The following is a 23,567-nucleotide window of genomic DNA, read 5'->3' as shown; positions in this document are numbered from 1 at the left end:
GCTGTGGTGCGTCACCGATTTTGGAAGACCTTCCAGAACGGTGCCGCGTCGATCCCCTCTCGGCCGCACGGGCGCGTGGATTCGCCCGCGCGGTCACCCCCGGGTCACCCCGGTGACCCTTCTCGAAGGAGTGCTCATGCGCATCCGTACCGCGGGTGTGATCGCCGCCGCCGGGCTGCTGATGCTCGGTGTCGCGGCTTGCGGCGGAACCAACGAGCCGGCTGCCACCCCCAGCAAGGACAAGGGCAACGGCAAGCTCGTGTTGTGGACCGACCCGACCCGGGCCCCCGTGCTCAAGCCGTTCGCCGAGGCGTTCGGCAAGGAGAACGGCGTCACGGTCGAGGTCAAGGAGATCAGCGAGAACCAGCAGCAGACCTTCATCACCGCCTCGCAGCAGGGCAGCGGCCCGGACATCATGGTCGGCGCGCACGACTGGATCGGCAACATGGTGCAGAACGGCGCCATCGACCCGGTGCAGCTGACCGCCGAGCAGAAGGCCGCGTTCCACCCGAACGCGATCAAGGCCGTGACCTTCAACGGGCAGATCTACGGCGCGCCGTACGCGATGGAGAACGTGGCCCTGATCCGCAACACGGACCTGGTGCCCACCGCTCCGGCCACCCTCGAGGACCTGATCAAGACCGGCAAGGACCTCAAGGCGGCCAAGAAGGTCCAGGAGATCCTGTGCGTGCCGTTCGGCGCGGCCGGCGACGTGTACCACACGTACCCGCTGTTCTCGGCGGCCGGCGGCTCGCTGTTCGGGACCACCGCCGCCGGTGACCCGGACCCGTCCAAGGTCACCGTGAACACCCCCGAGTCGATCGCCGCGCTGGAGAAGATGAAGGCGCTCGGCGAGAAGGGCGAGGGCGCGATCAAGACCTCGATCGGCAACGAGAACGGCATCCCGAGCTTCGTGCAGAAGAAGTGCGCGTTCCTGATCTCCGGCCCGTGGTCGATGAACGACGTCAAGAAGGCCGGCTTCGGCTACGACATCAGCGCTGTCCCCGGCTTCGCGGCGGGCGGGCAGGCCAAGCCGTTCCTCGGTGTGCAGGCGTTCTACGTGGCGGCCAAGGGCAAGAGCAAGGTGCTGGCGCAGGAGTTCGTGGCCAACTACGTCACCAACAAGGACGTGGCGCTCGCGCTCTACAAGGCCGACCCGCGTCCCGCGGCGCTGACCGCGGCCGCCGACGAGGTCAAGACCCTCGACCCGAACGCGGAGAAGTTCGTGACCGCCGGCGCCAACGGCATCCCGATGCCGGCCATCCCGGCCATGGGCGCGATCTGGGGCCCGATGGCCAACGCCGAGGTGGCGGTCGTCAAGGGCGGCGATGCCAAGACCGCGGCCGAGGCAGCGGCCAAGGCCATCACCGCCGAGATCAACAAGTAGTCCTACCTCATGACCACTGAGGTGACGGGTGCGGGGAGCGCGAGCTCCCCGCACCCGGGGTCGTCCGGGCAGGCCCCCGACCAGCGCTCCCGGGGTGGGCGGCGGGGTGAAGCGGAGCAGGTCCGCCGCACCCGCGAGCTGTCCACCGGCTTCATCGTGTCGCGTATCGCGGTGCTGGGCATCGTCGCCGCACTGCTGATCTACGCGCTCCCGCCGCTGATCCGGACCGAGGCCTGGACGGCCCTGGTCATCGTCGGCGTGGTCACGGCGCTCGTCGCCTACCTCTACCTGACCCCGCGCCACATCCCGGCGAAGTACCTGGTGCCGGGCACCATCTTCCTGATCGCGTTCGCCATCGTGCCGATCGTGCTGACCTTCGTCACCGCGTTCACCAACTTCGGCGACGGGCACCGCGGCACCAAGGAGGAGGCGATCCGGGCCATCGAGACCAGCTCGGTGACCCAGGTGCCGGGCTCCCCGGAGTACTACCTGACCATCGCCGAGCGCGACGGCGAGCTGGTGTTCCTGCTGGTCGACCCGGCCACCAAGGCGGTCCAGGCGGGCACCGCGGAGGGCCTGACCCCGGTCGACGGGGCCGAGGTGTCGCTGACCGGCAAGGTGCTGGCCGCCGCCGGGTACACCGTGATCCCGACCGCCCAGGCGGCCGAACGCGACGCGGAGATCGCGGCGTTCTCGGTGCCGACCGCAGGCGGCGCGGTCAAGGCCACCGGCCTGAGCCGCGCCTTCGAGGGCAAGGCCGACAAGTCCTACGACGCGGCCTGTGACTGCGTGACCAGCCCGAGCGGCGGCAGGTGGGTCGCCGACGAGGTCGAGGGCTACTTCGTCAACGCCGAGGGCGAGCACCTCGACCAGGGCTGGAAGGTCGACGTCGGGTTCGCCAACTTCAAGAAGGCGCTGACCGACCCGACCATCTCCGGGCACTTCCTGAACGTGCTGATCTGGAACTTCGTCTTCGCGATCAGCGCGGTCGCGACGACGTTCGCGCTAGGCATGATCGTGGCGCTGGCGCTGCACTCGCCCCGGGTGCGGGGCACCAGGATCTACCGGGCCATGCTGATCCTGCCGTACGCCATGCCGGGCTTCGCCATGCTGCTGATCTGGCGGGACATGTTCAACACCGACTTCGGCCTGATCAGCAAGCTGTTCGGGGTGCACGACTGGCTGGGCACGCCGACCACGGCCCGGCTCGGCCTGATCGTGATCAACCTGTGGATGGGCTTCCCGTACATGTTCCTGGTGATCACGGGTGCGCTGCAGGCCGTGCCACGGGAGCTGACCGACGCGGCCCGCATCGACGGCGCGTCCGCGTGGGCCGGTTTCCGGCGGGTCACCCTGCCGCTGGTGCTGGTGGCGCTGACCCCGCTGCTGATCTCGTCGTTCGGCTTCAACTTCAACAACTTCAACAACATCAAGCTGGTCACCAACGGCGGGCCGTACGCGGTCGACAACGCCACCGTCGGCGCGACCGACCTGCTGATCAGCTACACGTACCGGGTCGCGGGCTTCGACTCCGGCGTGGCCGACTTCGGCTTCGCCGCGGCGATCTCGGTGTTCATCTTCGCGATCGTGGCCACGGTCTCCACGGTGGCGTTCTGGCGCAGCCGGGCGCAGGAGGAGGTGTACTCGTGATCAAGTGGCTCAAGGAGGTCGGCTGGCGCTACGCGGTGGTGCTGCTGGTGTGCGCCTTCGCGCTGTTCCCGGTGCTGTTCGTGGTCTCCGCCGCGATCAACCCGCTGGGCACGCTCGGCTCCACCGGGCTCATCCCGCAGGGCGCCAGCCTGAAGAACTTCGTCGACCTGCTCACCGGTGACCACCCGTACACCAGGTGGTTCCTGAACTCGGTGGTCATCGCGCTGATCTCGGCCTTCGCCAGCCTGCTGATCAGCGTGGCGGCGGCGTACGCGTTCAGCCGGATGCGGTTCCGGGGCCGCCGGGTGGGCCTGCTGTCCATCCTGCTCATCCAGATGTTCCCGCAGTTCCTGGCGATCGTGGCCATCTTCATCGTGTTCACCGAGGTCACCGAGCTGTACCCGACGTTCGGCTTCAACGAGCCGTGGGGCCTGCTCGTGCTCTACCTGGGCGGCGCGCTGGGTGTGAACACGTACCTGATGAAGGGCTACCTGGACACGGTGCCCAAGGAGATCGACGAGTCGGCCACCATGGACGGCGCGTCGCACGTGCAGACCTTCTTCCGCATCATCCTGCCGCTGGTCGGACCGGTGCTCGCGGTGACGGCGATGCTCTCCTTCATCGGCACCATCAACGAGTTCCTCATCGCCAACGTCTTCCTCCGCGACACCGAGGCAAAGACCCTGGCCGTGGGCATGTACGGCATGCTCACCGACAAACGCGACGCCAACTTCGGCATGTTCGCCGCCGCCACCCTCCTGACGGCGGTCCCCACCGTGAGCCTCTTCCTCTGGCTCCAGAAGTACATCGTCAGCGGCCTGACCGCCGGCGCAGTGAAGGGCTGACCACCCACCCCCTCCGCGTTGATCATGAACTTATGGCACGGCTCGACGGCGTGTCGTGGCCACAACTTCATGATCAACGCGGTGGGTGGGGGCCGGTAAGGCAATGGCAGCAACAGCAGTGTCGCGACCTCGGGTCCCGGTGACGGGGCTGCGGGCTGAAACGTCGACATCCCCTGAACAAGGAAGGATGGCGCGACAGTGCGTCTCATCGAACAGCCGCATCATGACGGCTCAGATCTGTACATTTCGGATGCTGCCCCGGGGCTCGGTGACGTGGTCACCGTGTGGGTGCGGGTCCCGGCGGCCGCCGAGGTCGTCGCGCTGCATGTGCGGAGCACACCGGACGGGGAGCCGCACTTCGCGGCCGCCGAGCTCGACCGGGAGCGGACCGGCAAGGCGGTCGGCGGCTACGGGGCCGGCGACGTCTGGTGGCGGGCGGCGCTTGCGGTGCGCAACCCGGTGACCAAATACCGCTTCCACCTGCGGGACAAGGCCGGTGACACCTACTGGCTGACCGCGGGCGGCGTCTTCGAACACGAACTGCCCGACGACACCGACTTCCGGGCGGTCGCGTACGACACGCCGCCGGCCTGGTCCGCGGACGCCGTGCTGTACCAGATCTTCCCGGACCGCTTCGCCCGCTCGGCGGACGCGAAACCGCTGGCGGAGACCGATCTGCCGGACTGGGCGCTGCCCCGCGACTGGGATCGCGACGAGGTGATCGGGCAGGGTCCGGGCACCGCCGAGCAGTTCTTCGGCGGCGACCTCGACGGCATCACCGAACACCTGGACCACATCCAGGCGCTCGGCGCGAACACCGTCTACCTGACGCCGATCTTCCCGGCTCGCTCGAACCACCGCTACGACGCGTCCACCTTCGACGAGGTGGATCCGCTGCTGGGTGGGGACGCGGCGCTGGCCCGGCTGGCCGAGGCCGTGCACGCGCGCGGCATGCGGCTGATCGGTGACATCACCTCCAACCACTGCGGCGCGGCTCACGAGTGGTTCACCGTCGCTGAGTCCGATGTGGATGCGGTCGAGCGGGAGATGTTCTATTTCGACGCCGGCACCGGCGATTACGAGGCCTGGTGCGGGGTGAAGAGCCTGCCCAAGCTGAACTGGGCCAGCCCGCTGGTGCGGCAGCGGATGACCGCGGTGCTGCGGCGCTGGCTGGCGTACTTCGACGGGTGGCGGGTGGACGTCGCCAACATGACCGGCCGCCGCGCCGCGCAGGACGACGCGCACGAGGTGGCCGCGCTGATCCGCCGCGCCCTGCCGGCGGAGGCGATGCTGGTCGGCGAGCACATGCACGACGCCACCGGCGACCTGGACCGCGACGGCTGGCACGGGGCCATGAACTACCTCGGCTTCACCCGCCCGGTCTGGGCCTGGCTGCGTGGTGACGCGCCGGGCTTCGCCAACTTCTTCGGCACCCCGGGCGACGTGCCGAGCCGGGACGGCACGGCGGCGTACGCCACCATGCGCGCGTTCGCGGCACGGGTGTCCTGGCGGTCGCTGGTCCACTCGTGGAACATCCTCGACTCGCACGACTCGGCCCGCATCCGCACCGTCACCGGTTCCGCGGCCAGGCAGCTGGTCGCGCTGGGTCTGCAGGTCACGCTGCCGGGAACCCCGATGGTGTACGCCGGCAGCGAGTTCGGCCTGACCGGCTGGAACGGCGAGAACGCGCGCACCCCGATGCCGTGGTCGCGACCGGGCGACCGGGACGAGGCGACGCTGGCGGCATACCGTGAGCTGCTGGGTTTGCGGGCCGCGGAGCCGGCGCTGCGCCACGGCGGGCTGCGCTGGCTGCATGTGACCAGCGATACCATGGTCTACCTGCGGGAATTCGAGCAGAATTCACTGCTGGTGGCGGCTTCGCGCGCGGCCGGTGAGGACGTCTCACTGACCCTCGGCGCGCGGGCTGCCGGCGTCTTCGCTGCTACGGACCTCGAACCGGACGGCACGGGTCGGCTGACCCTGCCGGGCGACGGTCCGGCCCTGCGCGTCTGGCGACTGGAGCCACCCCGCTGACAGGCGGTGGCGGCACGCGGTTCGACCCCGTGTGCCGCCACTTGCCGTAAACGTGTCGACACGCCGTGTAATCGCGAGAAATTCGCATGATCGATTGCCGGTATGTCCTTTTCGGGCGTGTCGCCCTCGCGACTCACGCAAGATCGCGTGAATCGGGGTCTTACGCTGACGCCCGTGCCCAAGCCGCCGCTGCGCCCCGAAGCGCTCGCCCGCCGGATCTTCCGGGGAGCCGACGCGCTGGAGTCTGGCCTGCTCACCCGCGCCCAGCTGCGCAGCTCCGCCTGGCGGCCGCTGTTCCGCGGGGTGTACGCCGACCGCGACCTGACCATCACCCACCGGCTGCGCTGCCTGGCCGTCAGCGACTTCCTGCTGCCCGAGGACGGGGTCGTCGCCGGCCGCTCCGCCGCCAGCCTGTACGGGGCGCCGTACGGGGCGGACGAGGCGGTGGAGATCCTCACCCCGGGCCGGTTCGGGCCGATGGCGGGCATCCTCGTGCACCGGGGGCCCGTGCCGGAGAAGGACGTGACCCGGCGGGTCGACGGCATCCGGGTCACCACGCCGCAGCGCACCGGCTGGGACCTGGCGCGCTGGCTCGACGTGGTGGAGGCCGTGGCGCTGCTGGACGTGATGGTGGCCCGGGGCGCGGTGAGCGTCGGCGCGCTGACCGAGTACGCCCAGGCCCGGATCGGCAAGCCCGGCTGGGGGCGGCTGCTGAAGGCGGCGCAACTGGTCGACCCGGCCGCGCGGGGAGCGCACGAGAGCCGGGTGCGGGTGCGCCTGGTCCTGGCCGGGGTGCCGGCCCCGGTGGTGAAGTACGTGCTGGCCCGGGACGGGGAGCCGGCGGTGCGGCTCGACCTCGCCTGGCCGGCGCAGCGGGTGGCGGTGGCCTGCGCCGACGAGCCGGTGCCGTCGCTCGGCGGCGAGTGGCTGGTGGTCGCCGCGGACCCGGAGCGCGTCGCGGCGGACTTCGACTCCGTCGTCCGCGACCTCAAGGCCGCGCTCCGCGCCCGCCGCGGGCGCTGATCGCTGTTTCAGGTCACCTGCTGCGGTCTGACCCCAGCCGGCGACCGGAAACAGCGATCATGGCCCGTGAGCGCCGGGGATCAGCGCCAGAAGACGGCTACGGCGGCGTTGACCAGGGTCAGGCCGATGATGGCGAGGAAGTGGCCCTTGTTGACCGTCTCGCGCTTCTTGAGGTACGGGATCAGCACCATGATGAAGATCATGATGGCGATGACGCCCTTGACCGCCAGCTTGACCGGGTCGGGCTGCACCTCGCGGCCCAGCGGCGCGGCCAGCGCGATGCCGGTGACGACCTGGATGGTCGCGCCCCACAGCATGACGGCGTTGATGTAGATGCGTCCCGTGTAGTACTGCACCAGCGCGCCGCCCAGCAGCAGGGCGAAGCCGACCAGGTGCGCGTACCGCAGGATCAGGCGTACTGCTTCCAAAACGTCCACGAGCGCCGAGGGTACGCGAGCCCGAGTCGCCAACGTCACTCCCGGTCGCAACCAGGCATGGGACTGAACGAATGCCCGGTTTTAGGCCCTGCTGCGCAGTTGTGCGCACCATTCTCCGAGGCTCGTTCGTGACCCATTACACGTCCTGGTCACGCGGGGGTAACGACCGTTCAACAACCCTGCACGATTGTCGTTCGAACGGCGATATGAAGGATATGTTGCTGGGCGAGGTTCACCGTGCCGCCATCTGTACACAAGATGGAAGACCATGTGCGGTGTCTTTATGGGAGAGGAGACCGTCTTGCGCCCTGTGCGTGGGATGAAGATTGTCGCGCTTGTCGCGTCTGCGGGCCTCGCGTTCGCCGCAGCCGCCTGTGCCAAGCCGACTGAGGAGACGCCGGGCACCGGCACCAGCGCCGCTGCCAAGTTCAGCGCATGCATGGTGACCGACACCGGTGGCATCGACGACCACTCGTTCAACGCCTCGTCCTGGGCGGGCCTGCAGGCCGCCAAGGCCGCGAACTCGGCGATCGAGCCCAGCTACACCGCGTCGACCGCCATGGCCGACTACGACCCGAACCTGGCCAACTCGGTCACCAAGGGCTGCCAGTACATCCAGGCCGTCGGCGGTCTGATGGGCGACGCGACCAAGAAGGCCGCGACCGCCAACGCGAAGGTCCAGTTCTCGATCGTCGACGCCGACAACCTCGGCCTGGCGAACGTGTACCCGATCCAGTTCCAGACCCAGCAGGCGGCGTACCTCGCCGGCTACCTGGCGGCGGGCTACTCGAAGTCGGGCAAGGTCGGCACCTACGGCGGCATGAAGATCCCGCCGGTGACGATCTTCATGGACGGCTTCGCCGACGGTGTCGCCGCCTACAACAAGGCCAAGGGCAAGAACGTCCAGGTGCTCGGCTGGGACAAGGCCAAGCAGGACGGCCTGTTCACCGACGACTTCGGCTCGCAGGACAAGGGCAAGCAGAAGTCGGACACGCTGGCCGCTCAGGGCGCCGACGTGATCTTCCCGGTCGCGGGTGGCGCGGGCCTCGGCTCGGCCGCCAACGCCGGCAACAAGTTCGTCGTGATCTGGGTCGACGCGGACGGCTTCGAGACCACCAAGTACGGCAACGTCATGCTGACGACCGTGGTCAAGAACTCCACCGACGGTGTGAAGGAGGCCGTGACCAAGGCCGCCGGCACCCCGGGCACCCTGCTGACCGGCGGCTTCATGGGCACGCTGGCCAACAACGGCGTCTCGCTGGCCCCGTACCACGACTTCGACAGCAAGATCGACCCGGCCCTCAAGGCCGAGGTCGAGACGCTGAAGCAGGACATCATCTCCGGCAAGATCGTGGTTGAGTCCCCGGCCCAGCCGAAGTGACACCCGGTCGCCCTCTCCGATGAGATCATCACCGGAGAGGGCGGCCTCGCTTTCCTCGACCGGCCGCTGTCCCGGCCACGGAATCCGTGGCCGAGGTGGCGGCCGGACCGGTTGACGCCTCAGTGCGGACCGGGGAGTGCGCTCCCCCCGGACCCGCCCACATAATGAGCGCACACTCGCCCTCGGAAGACGGAACGTGACGGCACCCCCGCCGCTCGGCCCGGTCCGGTGGTGCACGGGACCAACGGAGGTCGGAGCTGAGACTCGAACTGCGCGGCATCACCAAGCGATTCGGTGACCTCGTCGCAAACGATGACATCCACCTGACCGTCGAACCGGGCGAGATCCACGCGCTGCTCGGCGAGAACGGCGCGGGCAAGTCCACTCTCATGAACGTGCTGTACGGCCTGCTGCAGCCGGACGAGGGCGAGATCCTCGTCGACGGCGCGCCCGTACGCATCAAGGGGCCCGGCGACGCCATCAAGGTCGGCATCGGCATGGTGCACCAGCACTTCATGCTCGTGCCGGTCTTCTCCGTCGCCGAGAACATCATGCTCGGCGCCGAGCCGGCCCGGGGCGGGTTCATCGACCACGCCAAGGCCGTCAAGCTGGTGCGCGAGGTCTCCCAGCGCTACGGCCTGCCGCTGAACCCCGATGCGATCATCGAGGACCTGCCGATCGGCATCCAGCAGCGGGTCGAGATCGTCAAGGCGCTCACCCGCGACGTCGACCTGCTGATCCTCGACGAGCCGACCGCCGTGCTCACCCCGCAGGAGACCGACGAGCTGCTCGAGGTCATGCGCGGGCTGAAGGCGGCCGGCAAGTCGATCGTCTTCATCACGCACAAGCTGCGCGAGGTCAAGGCCGTCGCCGACCGCATCACGGTGATCCGCCGCGGCAGGACCGTGGGCACCGCCGACCCGACCGCCCCCGAGACGGAGCTGGCCGAGCTGATGGTCGGCCGCAGCGTGGTGCTGGAGGTGCCGAAGGAGGAGGCGGTGCCGGGCGAGCCGGTGCTGGAGGTCTCCGGCCTGGTGGTCGCGGACGACCGCGAGCACCGCGCGGTCGACGGCGTGGACCTGGTGGTACGCGCCGGCGAGGTGCTCGGCATCGCGGGCGTGCAGGGCAACGGGCAGACCGAGCTGGTCGAATCGATCATGGGCCTGCGCCCCGCGCGGGCCGGTGAGGTGAAGCTGTCCGGCAAGCCGATCACCACCTGGCACACCCGCGAGGTGCTGCGCGCCGGCGTCGGCTACGTGCCCGAGGACCGCAGCGTCGACGGCCTGGTCAAGGAGTTCTCGGTCGCCGAGAACCTGGTCCTCGACCTGTACGACCTGCCGCCGTTCGGCGGCCGGTTCGCGCTGAACCTCGACGCCATCGCGGCCCAGGCGGAGCAGAAGATCGCCGAGTTCGACGTGCGCACCCAGTCGGCGCAGCAGCCGGTCGGCGCGCTGTCCGGCGGCAACCAGCAGAAGGTCATCGTCGCCCGGGAGATGTCCCACCCGCTGAAGCTGCTCATCGCGTCGCAGCCGACCCGCGGCGTGGACGTCGGCTCGATCGAGTTCATCCACTCCCGCATCGTCGCCGAGCGCGACCGCGGCGCGGCGGTGCTCGTGGTCTCCAGCGAGCTGGACGAGGTGGTGGCGCTGGCCGACCGGGTCGCGGTGATGTACCGCGGGCGGGTGCTGGCCGTCGTCTCCCCGGACACGCCGCGCGAGACGCTGGGCCTGCTGATGGCCGGCATCGACCCCAGTAGCAGCTCGCACACCCCCGGACGCGAGCAGGACACCCGAGGTGAGGGTATGAGCGAGCACGGCGAGGCAGCCTCATGACGTCGCACGAGCCGATCGAGGCCGAACCCGGCGCGACCGCCGCGTCGCCCGACAAGGGCCCGGCGCTGCCGACCCCCGGCGTGGACCAGTACCACGTCGACCCGGCGCTGCCCGCCGCCGGTCAGGCGGAGCACCACGACCAGGCGGAGCGGCAGCCGAAGCACCGCGCCCCCGAGAAGGAGGAGAAGCGGTCCTTCGCGCGGGCGTTCCGCGAGGAGCTGTGGGCCGACAACAACTTCACGGTCACCCTGCTGGCGATCGTGCTCGCGCTGATCTGCGGCGGCGTGCTGATGGTCGTCGGCAACGCCGAGGTCCGCGACCAGTGGCAGTACCTGCTCTACCAACCGGGCAAGACGATCGGCGACACCTGGGCGTTCGTCAGCACCGCGTACACCGACATGTTCAAGGGCGCGGTCGTCAACCCGGACACGGTGAACCGCTGGTACTGGAACATGACCACCTGGCAGCAGGTGTTCTACCCGATCTCGGAGACGCTGACCAACGCCGCGCCGCTGATCTTCACCGGTCTGGCCGTCGCGGTGCCGTTCCGGGCCGGCCTGTTCAACATCGGTGGCCAGGGCCAGGCGATCATGGGCGCGATCGGCGGCGGCACGGTCGGCCTCGCGCTGTCGCTGCCCGCGATCGTGCAGGTGCCGCTCGGCGTGCTCGCGGGCGCGCTGCTCGGTGGGCTCTGGGGTTACCTGGTCGGCGTCCTCAAGGCGCGTACGGGCGCGCACGAGGTCATCCTGACGATCATGCTGAACAACATCGCGTTCCTGTTCCTGGGCTGGTTCATCCTGCAGCAGGGGATCAAGGACCCGAACCGGTCGGACGCGATCAGCAAGCCGATCCAGGAGTCCGGGAAGCTGCCGCAGCTGATCCCGGACCCGCTGCTGCGGGCGAACCTCGGGATCGTGCTGGCCGTGCTGGCCGCCGCCGGGGTGGCCTGGCTGCTCAAGCGCGGCCGGTTCGGCTTCGAGCTGCGCGCCGTCGGGCACAACCCGCACGCCGCCGCCACCGCCGGCATCAAGGTCGGCACGACCATCGCCCTGACCATGGCGCTGGCGGGTGCGCTGGCCGGCCTCGGCGGCACCAGCGTCGCGCTGGGCACCGCCCCGGCGCTGACCGTCGACATGCTCGGCCAGATCGGCTTCAACGGCATCCTGGTCGCCCTGCTCGGCCGGGTCCGCCCGTGGGGTGTCGTCGGCGCGGGCCTGCTGTTCGGCGCGCTGCAGGCCGGCGGCAACGCGATGCAGACCTTCTCCGGCGTGTCCGTCGAGCTGGTCGGCGTCATCCAGGCACTGATCGTGCTCTTCGTCGCCGCCCCGGCGCTGGTGAAGGCGATCTACAGGCTGCGCAGGTCGCCGGCTGCGGCCGCGCAGGCCGGATTGGCGAAGGGGTGAGCGTGACTACCTCCACGATGGATGTCGAGCTGGCGGTGCCGGAGGCCTACTGGACCCGCACCCGCAAGACCGGCGCGGTCATGGTCGTCCTGGGCCTGCTGGCCACGATCGTGTTCGGCGCGCTGGCCGGCTCCGAGAACGCGCGCTTCGCGCTCGGCGAGACCGTGGACGGGGCCGGGTTCGACATCCCGGGCACGTTCGGCGCGATCTTCTTCGGGCTGGTCGCGCTCGCGGCCGGGGTCGCGATGCTGGTCACCGGCCGGTACTTCGGCGTGCTGACCGGCGTGGCCCTGATGGGCTTCATCATCTCGGCGCTGTGCTGGCAGATGTCGGTGTCGCCGGTGTCGCACACCATGCCGCTGGGCTTCATCGCCGCGGCGACCTTCACCGCCGCCATCCCGCTGATCTTCGGCTCGCTCGGCGGCGTGCTGTGCGAGCGCAGCGGCGTGGTCAACGTGGCGATCGAGGGGCAGCTGCTCACCGGCGCGTTCTTCGGCGCGCTGTTCGGCACGCTCACCGGCAACTTCTGGCTGGGCCTGGTGGCCGCCGCGGTCGGCGGCGCGCTGCTGTCGGCGATCCTGGCCGTGTTCGCCATCAAGTACCTGGTGGACCAGGTGGTCGTGGGCATCGTGCTGAACGTGTTCGCCGGCGGCCTCACCGCGTTCTTCTACGAGCAGGTGATGCGGCCGGACACCGACGCGTACAACTTCCCGGGCAAGGTGCCGAGCTGGCCCGTCCCGGTGCTGTCCGAGATCCCGATCATCGGTCCGGCGCTGTTCAACGGCAACATCTTCAGCTACGGCTCGCTGATCGCGGTCGTCGTGATCACGATCGCGCTGTTCCGCACCCGCTGGGGGCTGCGTACCCGCGCCGTCGGCGAGCACCCGGCCGCGGCGGACACCGTCGGCATCCGGGTGCTCGGGCTGCGGTACGCGAACGTGCTGCTCGCGGGGCTGGTGGCCGGGTTCGGCGGCGCGTACTTCTCGATGCTGTCGACCACCGGGTTCAGCAAGTACATGGTCAGCGGCGCGGGCTTCATCGCGCTGGCTGCCATGATCTTCGGCCGGTGGCACCCGGTCGGCGCGTTCTTCGCGTCGCTGTTCTTCGGCTTCTTCGGGGCGCTGACCGGCTTCCTGAACAGCATCAGCAGCCCCATCCCGAGCCAGTTCCTGAGCATGCTGCCGTACCTCGCGACGATCTTCGCGGTGGCCGGGCTGGTGGGACGCGTCCGCGCGCCCGCCGCCGACGGCAAGCCCTACGTCAAGGGCTGACGGCTAGGCTGGATGGTCCGATCTTGCGTGGAGCCCGCTCGGGCGCCACGCGTTTCGGGCGAGCGAAAGGAACGGTCATGGACGTCGACTGGGAGAAGCTGCGGATCGCCGCGGTGGAGGTCATGCACCGGGCGTACGCGCCCTACTCGAAATTCCCGGTGGGCGCCGCGGGCCTGGTCGACGACGGCCGGGTGGTGGTCGGCTGCAACGTCGAGAACGCCGCGTACGGCGTGGTGCTGTGCGCCGAGTGCGGCATGGTGTCGCAGCTGCACGCCACCGGAGGCGGCAAGCTGGTCGCGATGGCATGCGTGAACGGCGACGGCGACCCGCTGCTGCCCTGCGGGCGCTGCCGCCAGCTGCTCTGGGAGCAGGGCGGCCCGCGCATGCTGATCGACGCCGAGGGTGGCCCGCTGACCATGGCGGAGCTGCTCCCGCACGGGTTCGGCCTGGCCGAGCTGGAAGCTGTCAACGGAGGTAACGGTTCATGAGCGTTGTTTCGCGTGACGGAGCCGAGCGCAACGAGGAGAGGGCATGAGCTTCGCCGCTGTCGACGTCATCCGGGCCAAGCGGGACGGTGGTGAGCTCGGCGACGAGCAGATCGACTGGGTCGTCGACGCGTACACCCGGGGGCATGTCGCCGACGAGCAGATGTCGGCGCTGGCCATGGCGATCCTGCTGCGCGGCATGACCGACCGGGAGATCGCCCGGTGGACCGCCGCGATGATCGCCTCAGGGGAGCGGCTGGACCTGTCCAAGGTCTCCCGGCCGACCGTGGACAAGCACTCCACCGGCGGCGTCGGTGACAAGATCACGCTGCCGCTGACCCCGCTCGTGGCGGCCTGCGGCGCGGCTGTGCCGCAGCTGTCCGGCCGCGGGCTCGGGCACACCGGCGGGACCCTGGACAAGCTGGAGTCCATCCCCGGCTGGCGGGCCGCGCTCAGCAACGAGGAGTTCATCTCCCAGCTGCGCGACGTCGGCGCGGTGATCTGCCAGGCCGGCACCGGCCTCGCCCCGGCCGATCGCAAGCTGTACGCCCTGCGCGACGTCACCGGGACCGTCGAGGCGATCCCGCTGATCGCCAGCTCGATCATGAGCAAGAAGATCGCCGAGGGCACCGGCGCGCTGGTGCTCGACGTGAAGGTCGGCACCGGCGCCTTCATGAAGTCGGTGGAGCACGCCCGCGAGCTGGCCCGCACCATGGTCGAGCTGGGCCGGGCGCACGGCGTCGACACGGTCGCCCTGCTCACCGACATGAACACCCCGCTCGGCCTGACCATCGGCAACGCCGTCGAGGTGCAGGAGTCGCTGGACGTGCTGGCCGGCGGCGGCCCCGCCGACGTCGTCGAGCTGACCCTGGCCTTGGCCCGCGAGATGCTGTCGGCGGCCGGGCTGTCCGACGTCGACCCCGCCGACGCGCTGCACGACGGCCGGGCCATGGACTCCTGGCGGGCGATGATCCGCGCCCAGGGCGGCGACCCCGACGCGCCGCTGCCCGTCGCCAACGAGGTCGAGCAGGTCCGGGCCGAGCGCTCCGGGACCGTGGCGTCGGTCGACGCGCTCGGCCTCGGCCTGGCCGCGTGGCGGCTCGGGGCCGGCCGGGCCCGCAAGGAGGACCCGGTCAGCGCCGCGGCCGGCGTGGTGCTGCACAAGCGCCCCGGGGACCGGGTCGCCGCCGGTGACGTGCTGTACGAGCTGCGTGCCGACGACCCGTCGCGGTTGCCGGCGGCCCGGGTCGACGCCGCGTCGGCCGTCGTCGTCGGGGACGGGCCGGCGCCCGTACGCCCGCTGATCATCGATCGGATCGGCTGATCACGTGGCACTGCCCGCACCGGACCCCCTCGCCGTGCGTGCCGCCAGCTTCCAGGAGCTGACGCGGCTGGGCGTGCCGCTGCCCCCGGACTCCTACCCGCTGGTATGGGAACCGGGGGACACCGTCGAGCTGCGTCCCACGGGCGAGCTGGAGGCCCGCGCGGCGATCCTGCACGTGGCGCTGGAGCGCGTCTTCGGCATGCCGCCCGCGGACGCCGAGAAGTGGCTCGACGCCAACGCCCTCATCCCGGACGTGACCGAGCCGGAGTGGGCCTGGATCGTCGACGAGCTCGGCGACCGGCAGTCCTTCGTGCTGCACCTGGACGCGCTCGCCGGGATCTGCTGGGTGCTCGGCGTCATCAAGACACTCGACCCGCTGCTGACGCCGCCGCGGCTGATGGAGTCGCTGCCCGACCTGCACGGCGGCGAGACCTTCACCGCCTGGAAGGCCCGCATCCTGGCCGCGCCGCGTGATCCCACGGTCGTCGCGGCCGCGCTCGACCTGCACTACTGCCTCGACTGGTCGTTCCAGGAGCTGGAGCGCCAGGGGCTGCCGGTGCCCGGTGAGCTGAACGCCAACGCGATCGGCCAGCGCCGCTGGGCGCTGGAGTGGTCGTCGGTCTTCCTCGGCGAGTTCCACGACCCGCCGGGCGGCTGGGAAGAGGTCGACCTCTCGGTCTGACCGTCGAGATCATCCGACTTGCCGGGCACCTGTGCGTATCTTGAACGCGCATTCGCACGGGTGCCCGGCAAGTCGAACGATCTTCGGGCGCAGCGTGGTCGGCGGGGCGAGCGGTTTACTTGCTCGGTGTGGGCCGGTACTGGCCGAGTCGGACGGATGCGGTGCAGGTCACCGGCCCGGTGGCGCGGGCCCGGTCGTGGAAGGCGTTGGGCCCCATGGCAATGAGGTCGTCGGCCTCGGCGGCCGTAAGGTTCAGCGGCCACTCCAGCAGGCGCTCGTCGGCGAGTGTGAAGTCGCGCAGTTCGACGGCGAGCCGTTCGGCTTTGGACGGGTCGACGCTCAGCAGACCCAGCTGTTCGCGCAGTTCCGCGAGGTGCCGTTCGGTCGGGGTGACCACGATCAGCAGGCCGCCGGGTTTCAGGACCCGGCGCATCTGCGCGCCGTTGCGCGGCGCGAACACGTTGAGCAGCACGTCCACGCTGTCGTCGGCGAGCGGCAGGGCGCCCCAGGTGTCGGCCAGCACCGCCCCGGCCCGCGGGTGCGCCTTCGCGGCCCGCCGCAGCGCCGCCTTGCTCACGTCGAACGCCAGCCCCTCCGCGCGGGCCGAGCCGTCGAGCACCGCCGCCAGGTAGTGCCCCGTACCCGCGCCGAGGTCCACCACCAGCGGTCGCCCGCCGGTCCGCTCCTGCCCGCCCGTTCCGGCGACCCCGTGCGGCTGATCACCGGCCGCCGATAGATGATCATGAAGTTGTGGCGCCGACACGCCGTCGAGCCGTGCCACAAGTTCATGATCAACCAGGTGGGTGAGGGTGGTGGTGAGGGGGAGGTAGGCGGGGGTGGCGAGGAAGGCGGTGCGGGCGGCGACCATGGCGGGGGTGTCGCCCTCGGGGAGCTTGCGGCCGGTGCCGAGGGTGACGTAGCCGTGCTTGTTCAGGTCGTACGAGTGGTTGTTCGGGCAGCGCAGGGTGGTGGGGGTGCGGGAGAGCGCGCCCGCGCAGACGGGGCAGCGCAGCGCGTCAGTCATCTCGGCCGTGAGCACACCGAATATCTTGGTGCATGTGACTCCGACCTATGACGAGATCGTGAAGGCGCCCAAGGCACTGCTGCACGACCACCTCGACGGCGGCCTGCGCCCGGCCACCATCGTCGAGCTGGCCGCCGAGATCGGGCACGAGCTGCCCGCCACCGATCCGGGGGAGCTGGGCGAGTGGTTCGTCTCGGCGGCCGACAGCGGCTCGCTGGAGCGCTACCTGGAGACCTTCTCGCACACGGTGGCGGTCATGCAGACCGCGCCCGCGCTGCGCCGGGTGGCCCGCGAGTGCGCGCTGGACCTGGCCGCCGACGGCGTGGTGTACGCCGAGGTGCGGTACGCGCCCGAGCAGCACCTGACCGCCGGGCTGACGCTGCCGGAGGTGGTGGAGGCGGTGCTGGCCGGGTTCGCCGAGGGCAGCGAGCAGGCGGCCGCGGCGGGCACCCCGATCCGGATCGGCACGCTGCTCACGGCGATGCGGCACGCCGCCCGCTCGATGGAGATCGCCGAGCTGTCCACGGCGTACCGGGACGCGGGGGTGGTCGGCTTCGACATCGCCGGTGCGGAGGCGGGCTACCCGCCCACCCGGCACCTGGACGCGTTCGAGTACCTCCAGCGGGAGAACTTCCACTTCACCATCCACGCGGGCGAGGCGTTCGGGCTGCCCTCGATCTGGCAGGCGCTGCAGTGGTGCGGCGCGGACCGGCTGGGTCACGGCGTGCGCATCGTCGACGACATCGAGCCGGGCACCGGCAAGCTGGGCCGGCTCGCCGGGTACGTCCGGGACAAGCGGATCCCGCTGGAGCTGTGCCCGTCGTCGAACGTGCAGACCGGGGCCGCCGCCTCGATCGCCGAGCACCCGATCGGGCTGCTGCGCGACCTGCGCTTCCGGGTGACGGTCAACACCGATAACCGGCTGATGAGCGGCACCTCGATGTCGCGGGAGATGGCGCTGCTGGTGGAGGCGTTCGGCTGGGGCTGGGCGGAGCTGCAGTGGTTCACCATCAACGCCATGAAGAGCGCGTTCATCCCGTTCGACGAGCGGCTGACAATCATCAACGAGGTGATCAAACCGGCTTACGCGAAGCTGCTGTGACCAGCAGCCGCGCGCGGCGGTGCAGCGCCGCGGCGGTGGTGGGCCGGCAGCCCAGCTCGCACTGCCGGCCCAGGACCTGAGCGTCCTCCCGCCACAGGCGCAGGCCGCGGCGCACGAGCACCATGGGCGGCTTGCGGTTCTCGGCCAGGTCGCGGACCAGCCGCCGGGCGAAGGTGACGGTGCGCGGGCGGTGCAGGGCGAGCGCGTCCGCGAGCACGCCCGCCCGCATGCAGGCGCCGACCATCTCCGCGGCGAAGATCCCCTCGGCGATGAACAGGGGCGCGCCCGCCAGCTGGAACGGCCGCTCCCCGATCCGGGCACTGAGGCCGATGTCGTACACGGGCACCTGGGTGTGGCCCGTCTCGGCCAATTGTGTGACCGCCGTCATAGCCGCGTCCAGGTCCCAGGAAAAAGGGGACTCCCAGTCGACCATCTCATTCACTCGGGGGAGTGTCGGGTCGGCCCCTTCCTTGTAAAAATCATCAAGGCACAGGACCGGAAGTCCGGTCTGGCGCGCTACGTACGACTTGCCCGATCCGGAAGGGCCGGCAAGAAGGATAACTCGGGCGCTTTGGACACTCACCGTGCGTGACTCCAAGGAAACTGCGGGCTGAACTGTGCGGGTAGCCTGCATGAGCATCCCATCCGGTGTCGGATTCCAGGCAGCCTGGGCTTTCCTCTTTTCACCGGGCGTGATGGAATCTCGGGGGTCCGTCCCTAGCTCGCCGGGATGGACTGTGTACGGTGCCCGGCGCGACCCCCGCGCCATCCGCGCTTTCGCGGATCTCGATGGTGGTACCGACAGGAGGGCGGTGACGTGAGCAAGCGGCCAGGAACGCAGAACAACGCGGTCCTTTCGCGTCTCCGACGGCCAGTGAGCCGGCTCCGGGACATGCCGATCTGGTCCAAGCTGGGCCTGATCATGATCGTTCCGACCTTGGCCACGATCGTCGTTGGTACCAACGGTCTGTTGGACAACCTCGACACAGCGACCGGCGCCGACCGCACACGGATCCTCTCCGTGTTGGTGAAGGAGTCGGGCGCACTCGTCGACAACCTCCAGAACGAGCGTGCGGCAGGTGTGATGCTGCTCGGCACGACGACCGTCCCGCCGGCTTCCTACGAGAACTCCGGCAAGCTGGTCGACGAGGCCAAGAAGCCGTACTCGCAGCAGCGCGGCGCGCTGGTCGACGTCGACGACAACCTCCGGGACCTGCTCGTGCAGATCGACGCGGGCCTTTCCAGCCTGCCCTCGGTGCGGGAGCAGGTGAAGGAACGCAAGATCAAGCAGTCCGACGCGGCCATGCGCTACCAGGTGATCATCGACTACCTGCTGCAGATCCGTGACAGCGCCGCCCAGATCGCCGGTGGCGGCGAGCTCGGTGACGGCCTGCGCGCGGCCAGCGCGATCGCGACCTACAAGGAGTTCCTCTCCCAGGAGCGCGTCATCGTGCACCGGGCGTACGCGCTCGGCGGCCTGAACACCGGTCTGCGCAAGGACTTCATCGCCACGCTGACCGGCCAGGAGCAGGCGCGCGACGCCTTCGAATCGGTCGCCAGCGACGCGGACATGGACCTGTTCAACAGCCAGGTGACCGGCCCGACGCTGCGCAAGTCGTCGAAGTTCCAGGCCGACATCGAGGCGCTGCTGGGCGAGTCGCTCAGCTCGCTGAACTTCTCCGCGGCCGAGTGGGACCAGAGCATGCGCGACCACGGCGGCGTGCTCCGCAAGGTCGAGGCGCAGCTGGACTCCGACGTCGAGGTCACGGCGAGCGATCTGCGTGACGAGGTCACCCAGCAGGTGCTCGTGCAGACCGGTCTGCTGCTGGGCATGCTGCTGCTGGCGATCCTCTTCGCCTGGCTCGTGGCCCGCTCGATGGCGCGGTCGCTGCGTGAACTGCGCCACGGCGCGCTCAGCATCGCCCAGTACGGCCTGCCGCAGGCGGTGGCCCGACTGCGCGACCCGGCGCTGTCCTCACAGCTGTCGCCGGTGCAGGTGGCCAACCAGATCGCCGAGCCGCTGCCGGTGCGCAGCAAGGACGAGTTCGGGCAGGTGACCGAGGCGTTCAACGCGGTCCACCTGGAGGCGGTCCGCACCGCCGCCGAGCAGGCCGCACTGCGGTCGTCCGTCGCGACGATGTTCGTCAACCTCGCCCGCCGCTCGCAGATCCTGGTCGACCGGCTCATCGGTCACCTGGACCGCCTCGAGCGCGGTGAGGAGGACCCGGACCGGCTGGCCGAGCTCTTCCAGCTGGACCACCTCGCCACCCGAATGCGCCGGAACGACGAGAACCTCCTGGTGCTCGCCGGCGCCGACTCCACCCGTGTGCAGCGCGAGCCCGCGGCCCTGCTGGACGTGCTCCGTGCCGCCCAGTCCGAGGTCGAGCACTACACCCGGATCGAGTTCGGGGTCATCGACCGTGACATCGAGGTCGCCGCGCACGCGGTCAACGACCTGGTGCACCTCATCGCCGAGCTCTTCGACAACGCGACCGCGTTCTCCCCGCCGGATTCGACCGTCATGGTCGAGGCGCGCCGGGTCGGCGACCGCGCCGTGCTGTACGTCGAGGACCACGGCATCGGCATCTCGCCGGACATGCTCAACGAGATCAACGAGAAGCTGGCCAGCCCGCCGCAGGTGGACGTGGCGGTCTCCCGGATGATGGGCCTGGTCGTGGTCGCGCGGCTCGCCGCGCGGCACGGGGTCAAGACGGAGCTGCGGCTCTCGGCCGACCGGGGCATCATCGCCGACGTCACGCTGCCGACCGCGGTCCTGGTGCCCCGTGCACTGGCCGGTGGGCGCGCCGCGCCCGCGGCGCCGCGGGAGCTGCCCGGCTTCGCCCCGGCTCCCAACATGCGTCAGCAGCCTCCGGCAGCGCCCCCCGCGCAGCGCTCGTCCTCCTTCGCGCCGCTGGCGCTGGAGTCGGGCTCAGGTGCTCCCGCCGGTCGCCCGGTCAACGGCGGCAGCGGCGGTCGGCTCTTCGACGCCCCGCCCGCGCCGCCGGCGCCGGAGTTCCCCGCCACCACGCCGCCCTCGCGGGCCGGCATGCCGGCGTGGTCCGACCTGACCGGCGTCAACGGCTCGGATGCGTCCCGCCGCAGCAACGGCGAGGCACTGCCGCAGCGGCGGGTGCCGGCCGAGGCCGAGCGTCCGGATGCGTTCAACCAGCCGCAGATCCCGCGGCAGCCGTCGTCGCCCGTGGAGGAGCGCGCCAACCCGTCCTGGAACCAGCAGAGCTGGGCCGGGCCGGCGGTGCCGCCGACGCAGGCGCCGAGCAGCCCGTACGCGAGCCCCGGAATGCCGATCTCGGCCGTCCCGGTCTCCGCGGTCCCGGTCTCGGCAGCGCCCGTCTCAGCGGCTCCGGTGGACGTTCCCGCGTCCGCGGCGCCGCCGACCTGGCCGCCGGTGAGCCGTGACGAGAGCCCGGTCATGCCGGACATGACGGCAGAGATGCCGCGCGTTCCGGCCGAGTACCCGGTCGTCGACACCCGGGTCCCGTTCGCGGACGAGACCATGGAACTGCCGATCTTCCGGGAGCTGGAGTCGGCCTGGTTCAGCACGCGGCGTACGGCAGTCGATACGCCAGCTCAGAGCGAGAAAACTGCCCCTCCCGCGAACGTCCCCCAAGACACTACGATCACCGCACAGTTCCCTGCCGTTGACCGCAACGGGCACGGGAGCAACGGTGCACCGAAGGTCAGCAGCACAGCGGCGGGAGCTTCCGACCTGCCGAGCAGGGACGTGAGCATGGGGAGTACGCAGTCTGGCCGCGAGGCCGCCGGCTACGAGGTGCCGGCACCCTACCGGCCGAGCTGGCAGACGGCCGCGGACGACGGCTGGGCGGCTGCCAGCGCGATCGCCAACAGCACCCCACCCTCGGAATCGACGGCCGCTGGGCTGCCCAAGCGCACCCCGATGGCACAGCTGGTCCCCGGCGGTGTGGAGAAGGGCGCTACCACCGTGCAGCGCCGTACGCCGGAGGGCGTCCGCGGACTGCTCTCCGCCTATCACCGCGGGGTGCAGCGAGGCCGCACTCAGCACAAGGACGATGATGTGATTCCGGGCTCCACCGAGACCGGAAGCCAGTCTGGCAAGGAGCAGGAGGCATGACCACTACGCAGGATCTTGGTTGGCTGTTGGCCAACTTCGCGGACCGGGTGCCGGGCGTCGCCCATGCGGTCGCGGTTTCCGCGGACGGCCTACTGCTCGCCGCCTCCCGGGATCTTCCCCGGGACCGCGCCGACCAGCTGGCTGCCATCTCGTCCGGTCTGGTGAGCCTCACGCAAGGCGCAGCCCGCTGTTTCGAGGGTGGCGCGGTGTTGCAGACTGTCGTGGAGATGGACAACGGATTCCTTTTCCTGATGTCCATCTCGGACGGCTCGTCGTTCGCGGTTCTCGCTTCGCGGAGCTGCGACGTGGGCCAGGTCGGGTACGAGATGGCGCTTCTCGTGGACCGGGTGGGCGACGCGCTCACGCCGGCCCCGCGCAGCGCCGCAGGCGTGCTGGGCTGAGGCACAACCGTCCCGGAGGGTCCGGGGACGGCACTGGGGAAGGGGGTGAACGGCGACGATGCCCGACAGAGAAGAACCGACCGGCGCATTGGTACGGCCGTACGCCGTGACCCGTGGCCGCACCCGGCCGCGATTGGAGATCGCGATCGAGGCGCTGGTGGAGACGACCGTACGCGGTCGATCTGCCGGCACCTCGGGTCGCGGCGGCCACGGGCGGGAACACCAACACATCGCGTCCCTCTGCGACGGCAAGGTGCAGTCGCTCGCGGAGATCGCGGCACGGATGCGGCTGCCGCTCGGTGTCGCCCGTGTCCTCATCGCGGACATGGCGGCAGACGGCCTGGTCGCGGTATACGAGCCGACGTCGTTTGAGAGTAACGACGCGGTAGGCACTGAACTGCTGGAGAGGGTACTCAGTGGACTTCGGAGGCTCTGACATGTCACACCGCCCGGGGCAACAGCCTGGCGGTCGGGTGACATCGGCGAAGATTGTCATCGCCGGCGGCTTCGGCGTCGGTAAGACGACGCTGGTTGGGTCCGTTTCGGAGATCACGCCGCTGACCACTGAAGCGATTATGACTTCGGCCGGCGTCGGCGTGGACGACACGCGCTCGGTTCCCAACAAGACCACCACCACGGTGGCCATGGACTTCGGCCGTATCTCCATCGATCGCGACCTGATCCTGTACCTGTTCGGCACGCCTGGCCAGACCCGGTTCTGGTTCATGTGGGACGAGCTCGTGCGGGGCGCGATCGGCGCGGTGGTCATGGTGGACACGCGCAGGTTGGCGGACTGCTTCGCGGCGATCGACTTCTTCGAACACCGCAAGCTGCCCTACCTGATCGCGATCAACCAGTTCGACGGGCAGCAGTACCACAACGCCCAGGACGTTCGCGACGCGCTCGCGATCTCCCAGGACGTGCCGGTGGTCAGCTGCGACGCGCGCAACCGCGAGTCGACCAAGCAGGTCCTTATCTCGCTGGTGGAGTACGTGCTCTCGATGCGGCGCACCCGCACCGGCGTCTCCGCCTGACATAGCAAGCACCCTTCGGGCCCGCTGTCCTCCGGACAGCGGGCCCGAAGCGCTGCCCCCATCCTCCCGACCCCGCCGCCCTCCGGCCCCTCCCGCGCCGCAACTCTTAAAGAGTCGCGCCCTCAGACACTGTCTGAGGGC

General features: G+C 70.2%; 19 protein-coding genes and 1 pseudogene. 17 read left to right on the top strand and 3 right to left on the bottom strand.

Annotated features, from left to right (window positions below):
- The first annotated feature begins 136 nt into the window (after positions 1-136).
- The 5 genes from Cco03nite_RS35005 to Cco03nite_RS34985 all read left to right on the top strand — a co-directional run bounded on the left by Cco03nite_RS35005 (position 137) and on the right by Cco03nite_RS34985 (position 6,939).
- Positions 137-1,387, top strand: coding sequence for a sugar ABC transporter substrate-binding protein (locus tag Cco03nite_RS35005; protein WP_203698209.1), 1,251 nt, complete (start codon positions 137-139; stop codon positions 1,385-1,387).
- 9 nt (positions 1,388-1,396) lie between these two features.
- A complete protein-coding gene (locus Cco03nite_RS35000) occupies positions 1,397-3,037 on the top strand; it encodes an ABC transporter permease subunit (RefSeq protein WP_203698208.1) in 1,641 nt (546 codons plus the stop codon).
- Positions 3,037-3,882, top strand: coding sequence for a sugar ABC transporter permease (locus Cco03nite_RS34995; protein ID WP_373314405.1), 846 nt, complete (start codon positions 3,037-3,039; stop codon positions 3,880-3,882). Before Cco03nite_RS35000 ends, Cco03nite_RS34995 begins: the two co-directional genes overlap by 1 nt.
- Positions 3,883-4,155: 273 nt before the next feature.
- A complete protein-coding gene (locus Cco03nite_RS34990; protein WP_239167913.1) occupies positions 4,156-5,916 on the top strand; it encodes a glycoside hydrolase family 13 protein in 1,761 nt (586 codons plus the stop codon).
- A 174-nt stretch (positions 5,917-6,090) separates the two neighbouring features.
- A complete protein-coding gene (locus Cco03nite_RS34985; protein ID WP_203698203.1) occupies positions 6,091-6,939 on the top strand; it encodes a hypothetical protein in 849 nt (282 codons plus the stop codon).
- 80 nt (positions 6,940-7,019) lie between these two features.
- Here the strand turns inward: Cco03nite_RS34985 and Cco03nite_RS34980 are convergent, their stop codons facing one another.
- Complete coding sequence (locus Cco03nite_RS34980) at positions 7,020-7,367, bottom strand: hypothetical protein (RefSeq protein WP_203698231.1); 348 nt, start codon at positions 7,365-7,367, stop codon at positions 7,020-7,022.
- Between the two features lie 328 nt (positions 7,368-7,695).
- On the opposite strand from Cco03nite_RS34980, the gene Cco03nite_RS34975 reads away from it, so the two are divergent.
- The 7 genes and pseudogenes from Cco03nite_RS34975 to Cco03nite_RS34945 all read left to right on the top strand — a co-directional run bounded on the left by Cco03nite_RS34975 (position 7,696) and on the right by Cco03nite_RS34945 (position 15,754).
- Positions 7,696-8,757 (top strand): BMP family lipoprotein, encoded by a 1,062-nt coding sequence (locus Cco03nite_RS34975; protein ID WP_203698229.1) that lies wholly within the window; start codon positions 7,696-7,698, stop codon positions 8,755-8,757.
- Between the two features lie 257 nt (positions 8,758-9,014).
- Entirely contained in the window at positions 9,015-10,589 is a 1,575-nt protein-coding gene (locus Cco03nite_RS34970) for an ABC transporter ATP-binding protein (protein ID WP_203698227.1), read from the top strand.
- Positions 10,586-11,992: an ABC transporter permease gene (locus Cco03nite_RS34965; RefSeq protein ID WP_203698202.1), complete on the top strand. Its 1,407-nt coding sequence runs from the start codon at positions 10,586-10,588 to the stop codon at positions 11,990-11,992. Before Cco03nite_RS34970 ends, Cco03nite_RS34965 begins: the two co-directional genes overlap by 4 nt.
- Positions 11,993-12,009: 17 nt before the next feature.
- Entirely contained in the window at positions 12,010-13,263 is a 1,254-nt protein-coding gene (locus Cco03nite_RS34960) for an ABC transporter permease (protein ID WP_203698225.1), read from the top strand.
- Positions 13,264-13,340: 77 nt separating this feature from the next.
- A pseudogene (locus tag Cco03nite_RS34955) lies at positions 13,341-13,736 on the top strand (cytidine deaminase); the annotation flags it as partial.
- A 58-nt stretch (positions 13,737-13,794) separates the two neighbouring features.
- Entirely contained in the window at positions 13,795-15,072 is a 1,278-nt protein-coding gene (locus Cco03nite_RS34950) for a thymidine phosphorylase (protein ID WP_203698200.1), read from the top strand.
- A 4-nt stretch (positions 15,073-15,076) separates the two neighbouring features.
- Positions 15,077-15,754, top strand: a complete 678-nt coding sequence (locus Cco03nite_RS34945; protein WP_203698199.1) for a DUF4272 domain-containing protein — start codon at positions 15,077-15,079, stop codon at positions 15,752-15,754.
- A gap of 115 nt (positions 15,755-15,869) precedes the next feature.
- On the opposite strand, the gene Cco03nite_RS34940 is transcribed toward Cco03nite_RS34945, so the two are convergent.
- Positions 15,870-16,778, bottom strand: coding sequence for a putative RNA methyltransferase (locus Cco03nite_RS34940; protein ID WP_203698223.1), 909 nt, complete (start codon positions 16,776-16,778; stop codon positions 15,870-15,872).
- A 34-nt stretch (positions 16,779-16,812) separates the two neighbouring features.
- Between Cco03nite_RS34940 and Cco03nite_RS34935 the strand changes: the two genes are divergently transcribed.
- Positions 16,813-17,880, top strand: a complete 1,068-nt coding sequence (locus Cco03nite_RS34935; RefSeq protein WP_239167911.1) for an adenosine deaminase — start codon at positions 16,813-16,815, stop codon at positions 17,878-17,880.
- On the opposite strand, the gene Cco03nite_RS34930 is transcribed toward Cco03nite_RS34935, so the two are convergent.
- A complete protein-coding gene (locus Cco03nite_RS34930; RefSeq protein ID WP_203698198.1) occupies positions 17,852-18,268 on the bottom strand; it encodes a hypothetical protein in 417 nt (138 codons plus the stop codon). The genes Cco03nite_RS34935 and Cco03nite_RS34930 overlap by 29 nt on opposite strands.
- 429 nt (positions 18,269-18,697) lie before the next feature.
- On the opposite strand from Cco03nite_RS34930, the gene Cco03nite_RS34925 reads away from it, so the two are divergent.
- The 4 genes from Cco03nite_RS34925 to Cco03nite_RS34910 are packed head-to-tail and all read left to right on the top strand — an operon-like array spanning position 18,698 to position 23,426.
- Entirely contained in the window at positions 18,698-21,991 is a 3,294-nt protein-coding gene (locus Cco03nite_RS34925; RefSeq protein WP_203698197.1) for a sensor histidine kinase, read from the top strand.
- Complete coding sequence (locus Cco03nite_RS34920) at positions 21,988-22,392, top strand: roadblock/LC7 domain-containing protein (protein WP_120318037.1); 405 nt, start codon at positions 21,988-21,990, stop codon at positions 22,390-22,392. Before Cco03nite_RS34925 ends, Cco03nite_RS34920 begins: the two co-directional genes overlap by 4 nt.
- A 58-nt stretch (positions 22,393-22,450) precedes the next feature.
- Positions 22,451-22,828 (top strand): DUF742 domain-containing protein, encoded by a 378-nt coding sequence (locus tag Cco03nite_RS34915; RefSeq protein ID WP_120318038.1) that lies wholly within the window; start codon positions 22,451-22,453, stop codon positions 22,826-22,828.
- A gap of 1 nt (position 22,829) precedes the next feature.
- Entirely contained in the window at positions 22,830-23,426 is a 597-nt protein-coding gene (locus tag Cco03nite_RS34910; protein WP_203698195.1) for a GTP-binding protein, read from the top strand.
- Positions 23,427-23,567 lie beyond the last annotated feature (141 nt).

The sequence above is a fragment of the Catellatospora coxensis genome, from assembly GCF_016862635.1.
Lineage (GTDB): Bacteria > Actinomycetota > Actinomycetes > Mycobacteriales > Micromonosporaceae > Catellatospora > Catellatospora coxensis.
This window is presented reverse-complemented; position numbering and strand designations above follow the sequence as displayed.